We start from the raw sequence: 14,077 nt of genomic DNA, 5'->3' as shown, positions 1-14,077 counted from the left end.
GTTGTCCCACGGTTCGGGTATGCCCGTTCCGGAAGGAGCGCGTGGAGATGCCTGCGATCGTACTGATCGGTGCACAGTGGGGCGATGAAGGTAAGGGCAAGGCCACCGACCTGCTCGGCGAGAAGCTGCAGTGGGTGGTCCGTTACCAGGGCGGCAACAATGCCGGCCACACCGTCGTCCTCCCCAACGGCGACAAGTTCGCCCTACACCTGATCCCGTCGGGCATCCTGACGCCCGGTGTGAAGAACGTGATCGGCAACGGTGTCGTGGTCGATCCGGGGGTCCTGCTCACCGAGCTCGGGGGCCTCGAGGACCGCGACGTCGACACCTCGGGCCTCATCCTCTCCGCCGACGCGCACCTGCTGATGCCGTATCATGTGGCCATCGACAAGGTCACCGAGCGATTCCTGGGCAACAACAAGATCGGCACCACCGGCCGCGGTATCGGTCCCTGCTATCAGGACAAGATCGCCCGCGTGGGTGTCCGCGTCGCCGACGTGCTCGACGAGAAGATCCTCACCCAGAAGGTCGAGGCGGCTCTCGAGATCAAGAACCAGATCCTCACCAAGATCTACAACCGGCGCGCACTCGACCCGCAACAGGTGGTCGAGGAGGTGCTCGGCCAGGCCGAGGGCTTCACCCATCGCATCGCCGACGCCCGACTGCTGCTCAACCAGGCTCTCGAACGCGGCGAGACCGTGCTGCTCGAGGGCTCGCAGGGCACCCTGCTCGATGTCGACCACGGCACCTACCCGTACGTCACGTCGTCGAACCCGACGTCGGGTGGCGCCTCGGTCGGTTCCGGTATCGGACCCACCCGCATCACCACGGTGCTGGGGATCCTCAAGGCCTACACCACCCGCGTCGGGTCGGGCCCGTTCCCGACCGAGTTGTTCGACGAGTGGGGCGAGTACCTCGCCAAGACCGGCGGCGAGGTGGGTGTCACCACCGGCCGAGCGCGTCGCTGCGGCTGGTTCGACGCCGTGATCGCCCGTTACGCAACGCGTGTCAACGGCATCACCGACTACTTCCTCACCAAGCTCGATGTGCTCTCCAGCCTCGACACCATCCCGATCTGCGTCGCCTACGACGTCGACGGCGAGCGTGTCGACGACATGCCCATGACGCAGACCGGTTTCCACCACGCGAAGCCGATCTACGAGGAGATGCCCGGCTGGTGGGAGGACATCTCCGGCTGCCGCACGTTCGAGGACCTGCCGAAGACCGCGCAGGACTACGTGTTGCGCCTCGAAGAGCTTGCCGGCGCCCACATCTCGTGCATCGGCGTCGGCCCGGGACGCGATCAGACCATCGTGCGCCGCGAGATCCTCTAGACGCAGACCGTTCTGCACGTGCTGAGTGCGCTCGGCGACGCGGGCCCATCCCGCGAACGCGGCGTGCGGAGCGCCCGCGTTCACCGATCCGATCCGCGAACGCGCACCCTCGTGGTTGCCGTGACGTAACCCCGTGTTCGTGTCACCGGGGAAGGATTCGGGCGTGTCCGTATCCCGTCGTACGTTCCTGCGCTCCTCCGCCGCCGCGGGCCTGCTGATCCCCGCCGCCGGACTCCTCGCACCCCAGGCGGTCGCGAGCCCGGCCCTGATCCGCGCCCGTCCGACGCTCACCCACGGCATCGCCTCGGGCGACCCGCGACCCGACGGTGCCCTGATCTGGGCGCGGTCGGACATCCCGGCGCGGATGATCGTCGAGACGTCGCTGTTCGAGAACTTCACCTTCGCGCGCCGCTTCGTGGGCCCGATGGTCACTCCCGCCACCGACGGCACCGGACGCGTTCGCGTCACCGGTCACCCCGCCGGCGCGACCATCCACTACCGCGTCATCCTCGAATCCGACCGCGGCACCCGGTCGCAGCCGCTCACCGGCACCTTCCGCACCGCGCCCGTCCTGCCCGGGGCGATCACGATCAACTGGTCCGGCGACGTCGTCGGTCAGGGCTGGGGCATCAACGAGGCCATCGGCGGCCTGCACGGGTTCTCCACCCTCGCCGACCGCAACGCCGACCTGTTCATCCACTCCGGCGACACCGTCTACGCCGACGGCCCCCTGAAGGAGACGGTCACCCTCGACGACGGCCGCGTGTGGCGCAACGTGGTCACCGAGGCCAAATCCGATGTCGCACAGACCCTCGACGAGTTCCGCGGCAACCACAGCTACAACATGTCCGACACCAACTACCGCCGGTTCGCCGCCTCGACCACGCAGCTGGTGCAGTGGGACGACCACGAGACGTTCAACAACTGGTTCCCCGGCGAGATCGTCGCGAACCCGGCCTACACGCGGGAGCGCCGCGCCGACGTCCTCTCGCGTCGCGCGCTCCAGGCGTTCCACGAGTGGCAGCCGGTCACCCCGGTCGATGCCGTCGACGGCCGCGTCTACCGCAAGGTGTCCTACGGTCCGCTGCTCGACATCTTCATCCTCGACATGCGCAGCTACAAGGACTCGAACTCCCACGCCCGCAACGCCTCCGGCCACATCCTCGGTGCGCGCCAGGCGAAGTGGCTCACCGACGGGCTGAACTCGTCGCGTGCGGTGTGGAAGATCGTGGCCAACGACCTGCCGCTCGGCATCGTCGTCCCCGACACCGCCTACGGCGACAAGGACGGCATCGAGGCCGTCGCCCAGGGTGACAACGGGAAGCCGCTGGGTCGCGAAACCGAACTGGCGCAGATCCTCTCGCGCACCAGGAACGTGCGCAACGTGGTGTGGCTGACCGCCGACGTGCACTACACCGCGGCCAACCGCTACGACCCGTCGCGCGCGGCCTACACCGACTTCCACCCCTTCTGGGAGTTCGTGTCGGGACCGCTGCACGCGGGTGCGTTCCCGGCCGGGAAGCTCGACGGCACCTTCGGCGTCGACCAGGTGTTCGTCCATGCACCGACGACCGCGAACGTCTCGCCGATCACCACGGAGTTCCAGCATTTCGGTGAGGTCCGCATCGACGGGTTCGGCACCACCATGACCGTCGACCTCTGCGACACCAGTGGTCGCGTCCTGCACCGCACCGATATCCGCCGGGAGTAGCGCCTCGCCGGGGTAGATTGCTCCCAAGCCACCCCGGCGGATGCCTGCGGTGGACGTCGGAACAGGGAGCCATGGGACGCAACCGCCGGAACGCCGATTTCGGGTCGGTCATCCTGGGCTCGGTCGACGACAGCCCGCGCAAACAGCGCATCCGCATCCAGATCCTGCTGACCGGGTCGATCGTCATCTCCAACACCATCGGCGCGATCATGGCCGTGGTGCTGGCCAGCGTCGGCATCCCCGAACCGTCGGTGTTCGAGTCGAAGTTCTGGTGGGTCAACTTCATCGCCCTGCCGATCTACGTTCTCGCCGCGCTGGTCTTCGGCGTCATCATCGGGACCACGTTGATCGTGCGTCAGCTCCGCTGGGCGATCAAAGACCGCGAACCCACCCGCAAGGAGGCGCGCCGTGCGCGCCGCACCCCCTGGAAGCTGACCGCTCTGCAGGCGTCGTTCTGGATCGGCGCGATCATCATGTTCACCATCTGTTACGGGGTGCTCGACCCCGCGCTGATCCCGAAGATCTTCTTCGTCGTGGGTCTGTCCGGCACGGTGGTGTGCGCCATCTCGTACCTGCTCAGCGAGTTCTCCCTGCGCCCCATCGCGGCGCAGGTCATCAACGCCGACGTGAAACTGCGCCGCAAGCGCAGCGCCCTGCGGACCCGCGCGCTGATCTCGTGGTCGGTCGGGTCGGGCATCCCCATCGTCGGCATCTTCCTCGTCACCGGATTCTCGCTGTTCCGCTCCGAGACCGACAAGGTCGACATCTTCACCGGCGTCACCGTGCTGGTGGCGACGGCCCTGTTCACCGGGCTGCTGCTCACCATCCTCAACACCACGCACGTGGTCGCCCCGATCCGCAGTGTGCGCGCGGGCATGAAGAAGGTCAGCGACGGCCACACCGACGTCGAGGTCGTGATCTTCGACGGCACCGAGCTGGGTGAGCTGCAGGCCGGGTTCAACTCGATGGTGACCGGTCTGCGGGAACGGGAGCGCCTGCAGGACCTGTTCGGTCGCCACGTCGGACGCGACGTCGCCGAGGCGGCACTCACCAGCGACCCCGAACTCGGTGGCACCGAACGCACCGTCGCCGTGGTCTTCGTCGACGTCATCGGCTCCACCACACTGGCCTCGGAACGCTCGCCGTCGGAGGTCGTCTCGATCCTCAACCGGTTCTTCGCGGTGATCGTGCAGGAGGTCGAGGAGCGCAGCGGGCTGGTCAACAAGTTCGAGGGCGACGCCGTCCTCGCGGTCTTCGGAGCGCCCATCGACCTCGACGACTGCGCGGGCGCGGCGCTCGCGGCGAGCCGAGCGATCTCGCAGCGCCTGGCGCAGGAGGTCCCGGAGCTGAGCGCGGGCATCGGTGTCAGCTACGGCCCGGTGGTCGCCGGGAACGTCGGCGCCATCCAGCGTTTCGAGTACACCGTCATCGGCGACGCCGTGAACGAGTCGGCCCGCCTGAGCGAACTCGCCAAGCGCGACCCGACCCGACCGCTCGCGTCCGAACGCGCGGTGCGTGCGGCCGACGCCGAGTCGGGGCACTGGGAGGAACAGGAATCGGTGAGCCTGCGGGGCCGCACCGAGGAGACGATCGTCTTCGCCGCGACACCGCCCGCCACCCCGGCCGGCGACGCCGAGTCCGCGGGTGACAGGACCGACGGGGACGTCGACTCCTCCACAGCCGCGTCGGTCTGACTTTGTGACGCTGCCCGGTCGTGGTGCCGGGAGGCTCGAAGTGACCTAGATTCGGTATTCATGATCAGCAGAGAAGACGCCATCGGACCCGATGCCCGATTGTCGTGGGTCCTCGCCGCCGTGGCCGGGATGATCGGGGCGGCAGCGTTTCTCGATTCCGACGGCTACTTCGTCACGTTCATGACCGGCAACACCGAGCGCATGGCGCTCCAGGGGTTCGAGACGACCCGCGCGCGGGGTGTGATCGGCCCCACCGCCCTGAACGCGGGCTTCATCATCGTCGCGTTCGTCGCCGGGGTGTTCGTCGCGATGTACTGCCGGCGCCGCTTCTGGAGCAACCACCCGCACGGCACCACGGTGCTCACCACCATCGGTCTGTTCGTCGCCGGGATGACCGATCTGGTGCTCAGCGGGTTCAAGGAGAACAACGTCACCTACTGGCCGATCATCATCGTCGCGTTCTCCGTCGGGGCCCTCAACGCCGCGTTCGTGAAGAACGGCGAGGTGTCGATCCCGCTGAGCTATGTCACCGGGACACTGGTGAAACTGGGACAGGGGATGGAACGTCACTTCCGCGGTGGCGGCACGGTCTACGACTGGCTCGGGTATGCGCTCCTCTACGCCGGGTTCATCGTCGGCGCGGTGTTCGGCGGCATCGTCGGAACCATCATCGACAGCGGCTACCTGCTCTTCGGGGCGGCCGCGCTGTGTGGCGCGGCGACGCTGGTGACGTTCTTCCACACCGACCGAAAGACGCTGCTCGGCTAGATCACTCGCCCGATCGCGACCGGCGGTCGGAGAGTCCCTCGGCGAGGTCGAGCTGACTGAGCACGCGGCGCATCACCTCGTCGTCGATGCGTCCGGCGTCGCGTTCGGCGATGAACACCTCGCGTTGGATCTGCAGCAGTTCGGTGCGGATGCGGTTCACCGCGACCGTCGGACTCTCGCCCAGCTCGTCCTCACCACGACCGAGCTCCTCCCACGCCAGGTTCTTGCGCGACCGCAACCAGCGACGCAGGATCTCGACCTGCTCGTGCATGGCGTCGTTCTCGTCGATCTCCTCGGCCAACTCGTTCAACCGGGCACCGGCGGCCCGGCCGGCCCGATCCTGGGCGGCGGCCAACGCCAGGAGGTCCGAGCGTCGCTCGTTGCTCTGCACACCCAGGCGTCGGATGAGCCACGGCAGGGTGGTGCCCTGGAGCAGCAGTGTGCCGACGGTGACCACGAAGGTGAGGAAGATGATCTCGTCGCGGGCGGGGAACGCCGAGCCGTCCTCGGTGGTCAGCGGGATCGCGAACGCCGCGGCCAGACTCACCACCCCGCGCATACCGGACCACGCGACGACGAACACCGCGCCCGCCGGCGGGGCACTCTCCCGTTCGCGCAGTTTCGCGGAGAACATCCGCGGGAGGTAGGTGGCCGGGAACATCCAGATCATGCGGACCACGATCACCGTGGCGAGAACGGCGACGGCCGCCCAGATGATGGCGCCGACGGAGTGCCCGCGCAGACCGCGGATGACCTCGGGGAGCTGCAGGCCGATGAGCAGGAACACGAACGACTCGAGCATCACGTCGATCGACCGCCACACCGCGCTGTCCTGCAGACGGGTGGCGAACCCCTCGCGGGCCGAGCGCTGGCCGAGGTAGAGCCCGACGACCACGACCGCGATCACACCCGAGGCGTGCACCTCCTCGGCCACGAAGTAGGTGGCGAAGGGGATGACGATGCCGAGCGCGGTCTCCATGGGCGGGTCGGTGAGCCACTGTCGGATCTTCGACACCACCACCCCGAGGACGAGTCCCACCACGACACCACCGATGGCGGCCTCGGCGAACAGGGCGATGCCGCCCCATACGCTCGTCGTCGCGCCGACCGCCGCACCGAGTGCGAGCCGGTAGGCGGTCAGTGCGGTCGCGTCGTTGAGCAGGCTCTCGCCGCCGAGCAGCGTGGTGACCTTGCGGGGCAGTCCGAGCCGACGGCCGATCGCGGTGGCCGACACGGCGTCGGGTGGCGCGACGACCGCCCCGAGAACCAGTGCGGCGACCAACGGCAGCTGCGGCAGCGACCAGTACGCGACGAACCCGACGACCACGGTGGTGACGAGAGGCAGTGCCACGGCCAGCAGGCCGATGGCGCGGATGTTGCGGCGCAACGCCACATACGAGCTGTCCTGGGCCGCGGAGTAGAGCAGCGGCGGCAGGACGATGAACAGCACGACATCGGGGTCGAGGCCCACGATCGGCAGCCCGGGGATCCAACTGATGCCCAGACCGACGAGCACCAGGATGAGTGGTGAGGCGAGCTGGTAGCGGCGGGCCAGTGCCGCGACGGCCAGCGCGGCGACCACCACCACGAGGATCGAGGCGTCCATGGGGGCTGACACTATCCCGGCTGGCGGGATCCGCTCGACGAGAACTCCTCGCGCGGATCCCGGTTCGGTGACCAGGTGGCCGGATGCCCGTCGGATACGGGACACTGTGCAGGTGCGATCCATACGACGATCGGTGATGCACCGACTGATCGGCCCGTCAGATGTGGCCTCCGGCACGCCCGAACCCGAGGCGTGCGCGGACCTGCTCGCGACCTCGGCCGACCCCACCGGCGACCCCGTGCGTGGCCGACCCGATCAATGCGAGGGCTGCGAGGCCGAGGGCGTCGAGCACTGGGCTCATCTGCGTCGGTGCCTGACCTGCGGATACATCGGGTGCTGCGATTCGAGCCCCCGTAAGCACGCGACCGCCCACCACGCGAGCTCGCAGCATCCCGTGATGCGCTCGGCCGAGCCGGGCGAGACATGGCGCTGGTGCTACGTGCACGCCGAGCTCGGCTAGAGCCGGCCCGAGAAACGAGAGAACCATGACCTCCCCCGGCCCGCGACCCAACCCGCGCCCCGGTGCGCCCGTCCCCGGTGCGCCTCCTCGTCCGCCGGTGTCGCGTCCGCCCACCGGCCGTGGCCCGGTTCCGCCGCGGCCCGGCACCCCGCCCCCGCCGATCCCACCTGCGGCCATCGGGCCCGTGCCCGCCGGCTCGCCGCGGATCGGGACGCCGCTGTCACCCTCGGCGACGCGCGTGATGCTCCTCGGTGCCGGCGAGCTCGGCAAAGAGGTCGTGATCGCGTTCCAGCGTCTGGGCGTCGAGGTGATCGCCGTCGACCGCTATCACAATGCTCCCGGTCATCAGGTCGCCCACCACGGCTTCGTGATGGACATGACCGACCACGACGCGTTGCTCGGACTCATCGAGGATCAGCGCCCCGACTACGTGGTGCCCGAGATCGAGGCCATCGCCACCACCGCGCTCGAGGAGGCCGAGCGTCGCGGCATCACCGAGGTGATCCCCACCGCCCGCGCCACCTCGCTGACCATGAACCGCGAGGGCATCCGTCGCCTCGCCGACTCCGAGCTGGGCCTGCCGACGTCGGCGTATGCCTTCGCCGATTCGCTCGAACAGCTCACCGCCGCCGCCGACCGCGTCGGGTACCCGTGTCTGGTGAAACCGACGATGTCGTCGTCGGGTAAGGGCCAGTCGATGCTGCGGGGTCCCGAGGATCTCGCCGCGGCGTGGGAGACGGCGGCGTCGGGTGCACGCGTGGCCGGTGGCCGCGTGATCGTCGAGGGATTCGTCGATTTCGACTACGAGATCACCCTGCTCACCGTGCGCGCGGTCGATCCCGCGACCGGCACCCTCACCACCCATTTCTGTGCGCCGATCGGTCACCGCCAGGAACGCGGCGACTACGTGGAGAGCTGGCAGCCGCAACCGATGAGCCCGGTGGCGCACGGCGCGGCGATGTCGATCGCAGCGCGCATCGTCACCGCGCTGGGCGACGGAAAGCTGGGCGGCCGAGGCATCTTCGGCGTCGAGATGTTCGTCAAGGGCGATGACGTCTACTTCTCCGAGGTGAGCCCCCGCCCGCACGACACCGGCCTGGTGACACTGGCGACCCAGCGTCTCTCGGAGTTCGAGATGCACGCCCGCGCCATCCTCGGACTGCCTGTCGACGTCACCCTGGCCAGCCCGGGTGCGTCGGCGGTCATCTACGGCGGGCGCGACGAGGCGGCCATCGGATTCGAGAACGTCGCCGCGGCACTGACGATCCCCGAGACCGACATACGCCTGTTCGGCAAGCCCGAGAGTTACACCCGCCGGCGGATGGGGGTCGTGGTGGCCACGGCCGACGACATCGCCGGCGCACGTCGTCGCGCGAACGACGCTGCAGCACTGGTGCGTCCGGTCAGCACCGCGGCCACCCCATTCGTCTCGGTCCCACCGCCTCCCGCCCCATCCGTCCTCGACGGTCCGCCCGTCGGACCGACCACCGATCGGATACCGGCGACCCCGGCGCCCGACGTCCCGGGGGTGTCGTCGGTGGGCGTCGACACCGAGCGCAGCCCGCTGGCGCGACCCGATGTCGACGAGAACGACGTGCCGGCACCGAGATCCGATGACAGGGAGCAGGATCGGCCCGACGCCGACTCGGCGACGACCGCCCTGTTCGACACCGCGTCCGAGGCACGCGAACCGGCATCGTCGGGCCGCAACACACCGGCGGACACGTAGATGCCGGTCGCCGGTGAGCTGATCGTCGCGCTCGTGATTGCCATCGGCCTCGTGGGCACGGTGATCCCGATGCTGCCCGGGCCCTCGCTCGTGGGACTGGCGATCGTGGTGTGGGCAGCTTTCGCCGGCGGATGGGCCTGGGCTGTCGCCGGGGTCGCGGTCGCGCTCATCGTGGCCGCCGCGGTGCTCAAGTACCTCGTCGCGGGCTCGTCGATGAAGAAGTCGGGGATCTCGAACCGCACCATCATGATCGGCGGTCTCGTCGGCATCGTCGGGTTCTTCGTCATCCCGGTGATCGGCCTGCCCATCGGCTTCCTCGCCGGCGCGTTCGGCGCCGAGTGGGCCCCGGCGCGCAGCGTCACCGCCGGACGTCGTGGCGCGATCGCCGCGGCCCGCGCCGCGGTCGTCGCGATCGGGATCGAGCTCACCGCATCGCTGTTCGCGGCCGGCACCTGGCTCACGGGCGCCATCGCCCTCTAGCCGCGAGTCGGGCCGTCGTTTACATCGGTTGGTTGGGCACGTAACGCTGGCCGGTTGGGCAGTGACTGCGTCAGGCGGCGTGCGGGCGACCCAGTGGCACGATGAGCGGACCGCCCGACACCGGGTCGGTGAGCACCATCGACCGCAGTCCGAACGCGGCCTCGAGCAGTTCGGGGGTCACCACGTCGGTGGGCGATCCCTCGGTGAGGACGTTGCCGTCGCGCATCACGATCAACCGGTCGCTGTAGCGGGCGGCGAGATTGAGATCGTGCAGCACCATCACGATCGTCTTGCCGTGCTCGGCGCACAGTGTGTGCACGAGGTCGAGCACGTCGACGGCGTGTGCCAGATCGAGGAACGTCGTCGGTTCGTCGAGCAGCAGCAGATCGGTCTCCTGGGCGAGGGTGAGCGCGATCCACACCCGCTGTCGCTGCCCTCCCGACAGCGCCGAGACCGGTCGGTCGGCGAGGGTGTCGGTGCCGGTCATCGCCATCGCCGTCGCGACGGCCTCCTCGTCGCCGGCCGACCACTGCCGATACCAGCTCTGATGCGGATGACGCCCGCGCGCAACGAGATCGACCACCGTCAGGCCCTCGGGCGCGATGGGGTTCTGCGGGAGCAGACCGAGTGTGCGGGCGACGTCGCGCGGTTTCTGACCGGCGATGTCGGTGCCGTCGAGCAGCACCGTCCCCGACCGTGGACGCAGCAACCGGGCGAGCGATCGCAGCAGGGTCGATTTGCCGCAACCGTTCGGCCCGACGACGGTGGTGACCTGCCCGTCGGGGATGGCGACGTCGAGACCGGAGATGACGGGCTCGGCGTCGTATCCGACGGTGAGGCCGGTCGCGGACAGGCGTGCCGAGGTGAGCCCGGCGTCGGTGGTGGCAGCGGGTGTCATGCGGACGCCTTTCGCGAGACGGCGATCATCAGATAGATCAGGAACGGGCCGCCGATGCCCGCGGTCACGACACCCACCGACAGACCGGCGGGTAACAGGCTGCGGCACAGCAGGTCCGAGCCGACCACGAGGACGCCGCCGACGATGCCGGAGATGATCGGTGGCGGTGCCGGCGTGGCACAGAGTCGCAGCGCGATCTGCGGTGCGAGCAGCGCGACGAAGGCGATGGGTCCGGCGGCGGACACGGTGATGGCCGCGACCACGACGGCCACGACCAGTGCGACGGCGGTGACACCCGAGGTGCGCACCCCCAGGCCGCGGGCGAGATCCTCGCCGAGCCCGAGCACCCCGCTGCCGCGTCGGACGGCCGTCACCGCGATGACCGCGGCGACGAGCGTGACGCTGAGCGTGGTGACCGAGGCCCAGGTGGCGTCGGAGACCGATCCGATGAGCCACCGTTGAGCGCGCCCGACGTCGTTGATGCGCGCGCGGGTGAGCCCGAAGGCGACGAGCGCCTGGAACACCCAGGTGAGGGCGACACCGACGAGGACGAGCCGGAATGCGTCGATGCCGCCGCGCCAGGCGAGCAGGTACATGAGCAGCGCGCCGATGCCCGCACCGACGAGCGCGGAGATCGGGGTGCCGACGTCGGCGAACCACGAGCCCCAGCCCGACCCGAACGCGATGCCGAACACCGCTGCGGCACTGGCCCCGGCGGTGATGCCCAGGACATCGGGGGTGGCCAGCGGGTTACGGGCGATGGTCTGGGTGAGCGCGCCCGACAGCCCGAGCCCGACACCGACGAGCAACGCCACCAGCGCGCGGGGCAGGCCGACGTCGAAGACGATGACGTTCTCCACGCGGGTGCCGCCACCGAGCAGGATCCGGCCGACGTCGACCGCCGAGAGCGGGTAGTCGCCGACACCGATGCCCGCGGCGAACAGCACCAACGCCAGCGCGGTGACCACGACACCGACGATGACAGTCCGCGGCGCCACCAGGAACGACAACGACCCGAGGCGCACCACACCGCGTCGGCGGACGGTCGCCGTCGTCGTGACGGAGGCCGACGCGGGCGTCGATGCGGGCCGGTTGCGGGTCTCGGTCATACGGCCACCAGACGTCGTGAACGGACGAGCTTGATGAGCATCGGTGCGCCGACGACGGCGAGGACGATGCCCACCTGGATCTCGGCCGGTCGCGCGATGACACGTCCGATGACGTCGGAGGCGATGAGCAGGATCGCCCCCAGCACAGCCGAATACGGCACGATCCATCGATAGTCGGGGCCCACCACGGCGCGCGCGAGGTGCGGCACCACGAGGCCGAGGAAGACGATCGGGCCGCACGCGGCGGTCGCGGCGCCGGCGAGCAGGGTGATGGCCGCGATGCCGACGACGCGCACGGTCACGATGCGCGACCCCAGCGACCGCGACATGTCGTCGCCGAGGCTCAGCACGTTGAGGAAGAACCCGCTGCCGATCGCGAGTACGAGGCCGGCGGCGATGAACGGTGTCGCGGCCCAGATGACGTCGGAGCCGCGCCCCACCACCGATCCGACGTTCCAGAAGCGCCAGGCGTCGAGCGAGGCGGTGTCGGTGAGGACGATCGCGGAGGTGATGGCCAGCAACATCGCCGACAGTCCGGTGCCCGCGAGCACCAGGGTCAGCGGTGAGGCGCCGCGGGTGAGTGCCGAGGTCCCGAACACCAGACCCGCGGCGATCATCGCCCCGAGCAGTCCGAAGCCCATGTACTCGATGGGGGCGGTGATCCCCAGCAGGTAGACGCCGGCGACGACGGCGCACGCCGCACCCGCGTTGACGCCGAGGAGACCGGGGTCGGCGAGGGGGTTGCGCGTGTGGGCCTGGGCCAGCGCACCGGCCGCACCGATGGCCAGCCCCACGAGGACGCCCAGGACGGTGCGCGGGATGCGGAGGTCGCGCACGATGCCCACGACGTCGGCGGGGGCCGACGACGGGGAGAACAGGGCCTCGGCGACCGTGCCGGGGGAGAGCGCCCGCGAGCCGATCGCGATCGACGCGATGGCCAGAAGTGCGAGGAGTCCCACGAAGGCCAGCAGTACGGTCAGATCGCGACCGCGCCTCGCGCGTGGGGACACCACCGCCGCCGAACCCTCCTCGATATCGACCATCAGTATGGCAAGGATAGCCTAAGTAGGCCGGCGATCGTCCCGGCGGCCACCGGGAGGGTTCGATAACCAAAGCGCAACATTTGGTAACCGAAACGGACGATGTGGCGGAACACAGCAGCCTGGCAGTGAACTGTCAGCAGCGACCGGTCGAGGAGACGAGCCGGCCGTCCACATCGCCTGCTCTCGACGACGAGCGGGCCAGCCGAGAGAGTGGGATTCGATGAAGAACGCACGCAAGACGACACAACGCGCGGCGGCCACGGTTCTGGCGGCTGCCGCCATCGGCACCGCGGGCATGATCGCGGCCGGACCCGCGAACGCCGTCGCACCGCCGGAGCTGCGCATCACCGGTGCGGTGTACTGCGACCGCACCGAGTTCGTCCCGACCCTGGTCCGTTCGATGACCGCCCGCAACGTCGGTGGCGTGACCATGCGCAACACGACGCTGCAGGAGATCAACGGCCAGCGTCGCTTCTCTCCGGCTCTCAAGCCCGGTGAGACCCTGAACATCACCACCAAGCAGCGCGGGTGCTTCCCGTCGTCGATCTCCGGGTACACGATCTCCGACATCCGCGAGAACGTGTTCGACAACTTCGGCTACTGGACGAACTGAGTCCCGACCGCGACCGACGTGACGGCGGTGATCCCCTCGGGGGTCACCGCCGTTCTCGTCCGCCAGTTGGGCACGTAACGACCGCAGTTGGGCAGGTAACGCCCGCAGTTGGGCAGCTGGGGCGGTGACTCAGTCGAGGTAGCGCGCGACCACCTCGGCGCGGGCCCGCATCGCGGCGGCGGCGTCGGGTCGGCCCAGGGCATCGAACTGCGCTGCGGCCGTGAGGCTCTCGTCCCTCTCCGCTCGCAGCACCGACCGGAGTTCGTTCTCGTCGAGCTCGAGACGGTCGATCTCGGTGGAGCCCACACCGACACCGCCCGGTCGAGCAGGGCCCGATCGGTCGGCGTCGTCGACAAACGGAGCCTGCGCGTTGTCGATGGCGGCGATGGCCGAACGCAGTGCGGCAACGGCGGTGCGGTCACCGGCCCTCAGTGCAGCGCGAAGATCCTGTCGAAGTGTGGAGCGCATGACGGGAGACGCTAGCGCCCGACCGATGCCGGACGACAGCGAATTTCGTCGCCCGAACGCCACCCGATGCCCAACTGCGGTCGTTACGTGCCCAACCGCGGTCGTTACGTGCCCAACTGCGGTCGTTACGTGCCCAACTGCGGCGTTTACGTGCCCAACTGCGG

General features: G+C 69.3%; 13 protein-coding genes. 8 read left to right on the top strand and 5 right to left on the bottom strand.

Annotated elements, in window-relative coordinates; translation table 11 throughout:
• Positions 1-47 precede the first annotated feature (47 nt).
• From TU34_RS18845 to TU34_RS18830, 4 genes are all read left to right on the top strand, one after another.
• Positions 48-1,334, top strand: coding sequence for an adenylosuccinate synthase (locus tag TU34_RS18845; protein WP_045824531.1), 1,287 nt, complete (start codon positions 48-50; stop codon positions 1,332-1,334).
• Positions 1,335-1,497: 163 nt separating this feature from the next.
• Complete coding sequence (locus tag TU34_RS18840; protein WP_045824530.1) at positions 1,498-3,045, top strand: alkaline phosphatase D family protein; 1,548 nt, start codon at positions 1,498-1,500, stop codon at positions 3,043-3,045.
• Positions 3,046-3,116: 71 nt separating this feature from the next.
• Positions 3,117-4,739: an adenylate/guanylate cyclase domain-containing protein gene (locus tag TU34_RS18835; RefSeq protein ID WP_045824432.1), complete on the top strand. Its 1,623-nt coding sequence runs from the start codon at positions 3,117-3,119 to the stop codon at positions 4,737-4,739.
• Positions 4,740-4,799: 60 nt separating this feature from the next.
• Complete coding sequence (locus tag TU34_RS18830; RefSeq protein WP_045824431.1) at positions 4,800-5,507, top strand: YoaK family protein; 708 nt, start codon at positions 4,800-4,802, stop codon at positions 5,505-5,507.
• A gap of 1 nt (position 5,508) precedes the next feature.
• Here TU34_RS18830 and TU34_RS18825 read toward each other — a convergent pair whose 3' ends face one another.
• Positions 5,509-7,113, bottom strand: a complete 1,605-nt coding sequence (locus TU34_RS18825; protein WP_045824430.1) for a Na+/H+ antiporter — start codon at positions 7,111-7,113, stop codon at positions 5,509-5,511.
• A 136-nt stretch (positions 7,114-7,249) separates the two neighbouring features.
• Here TU34_RS18825 and TU34_RS18820 point away from each other — a divergent pair, with 136 nt between their 5' ends.
• From TU34_RS18820 to TU34_RS18810, 3 genes are read left to right on the top strand one after another with little or no spacing between them, the layout of a single operon-like run.
• Complete coding sequence (locus TU34_RS18820) at positions 7,250-7,573, top strand: UBP-type zinc finger domain-containing protein (protein ID WP_045824529.1); 324 nt, start codon at positions 7,250-7,252, stop codon at positions 7,571-7,573.
• 25 nt (positions 7,574-7,598) lie between these two features.
• Positions 7,599-9,302, top strand: a complete 1,704-nt coding sequence (gene purT / locus TU34_RS18815) for a formate-dependent phosphoribosylglycinamide formyltransferase (RefSeq protein ID WP_082080434.1) — start codon at positions 7,599-7,601, stop codon at positions 9,300-9,302.
• Positions 9,303-9,782 (top strand): DUF456 domain-containing protein, encoded by a 480-nt coding sequence (locus TU34_RS18810; protein WP_045824429.1) that lies wholly within the window; start codon positions 9,303-9,305, stop codon positions 9,780-9,782.
• A 70-nt stretch (positions 9,783-9,852) separates the two neighbouring features.
• On the opposite strand, the gene TU34_RS18805 is transcribed toward TU34_RS18810, so the two are convergent.
• The 3 genes from TU34_RS18805 to TU34_RS18795 are packed head-to-tail and all read right to left on the bottom strand — an operon-like array spanning position 9,853 to position 12,832.
• Complete coding sequence (locus TU34_RS18805; protein ID WP_045824428.1) at positions 9,853-10,680, bottom strand: ABC transporter ATP-binding protein; 828 nt, start codon at positions 10,678-10,680, stop codon at positions 9,853-9,855.
• Positions 10,677-11,789 (bottom strand): FecCD family ABC transporter permease, encoded by a 1,113-nt coding sequence (locus tag TU34_RS18800; protein WP_045824427.1) that lies wholly within the window; start codon positions 11,787-11,789, stop codon positions 10,677-10,679. The genes TU34_RS18805 and TU34_RS18800 overlap by 4 nt, the downstream gene beginning before the upstream one ends.
• Complete coding sequence (locus TU34_RS18795) at positions 11,786-12,832, bottom strand: FecCD family ABC transporter permease (protein WP_082080433.1); 1,047 nt, start codon at positions 12,830-12,832, stop codon at positions 11,786-11,788. The genes TU34_RS18800 and TU34_RS18795 overlap by 4 nt, the downstream gene beginning before the upstream one ends.
• Before the next feature lie 220 nt (positions 12,833-13,052).
• Between TU34_RS18795 and TU34_RS18790 the strand changes: the two genes are divergently transcribed.
• Positions 13,053-13,445, top strand: coding sequence for a hypothetical protein (locus TU34_RS18790; protein ID WP_045824426.1), 393 nt, complete (start codon positions 13,053-13,055; stop codon positions 13,443-13,445).
• 129 nt (positions 13,446-13,574) lie between these two features.
• On the opposite strand, the gene TU34_RS18785 is transcribed toward TU34_RS18790, so the two are convergent.
• On the bottom strand, positions 13,575-13,913 hold the full coding sequence (locus tag TU34_RS18785) for a GatB/YqeY domain-containing protein (RefSeq protein WP_045824425.1): 339 nt from the start codon (positions 13,911-13,913) through the stop codon (positions 13,575-13,577).
• Positions 13,914-14,077: the final 164 nt, after the last annotated feature.

The organism is Williamsia herbipolensis, assembly GCF_000964005.1.
Classification (GTDB): Bacteria; Actinomycetota; Actinomycetes; order Mycobacteriales; family Mycobacteriaceae; genus Williamsia_A; species Williamsia_A herbipolensis.
Note: the sequence above shows the minus strand (reverse complement) of the source record. Positions and strands in the feature narration are given on the sequence as shown.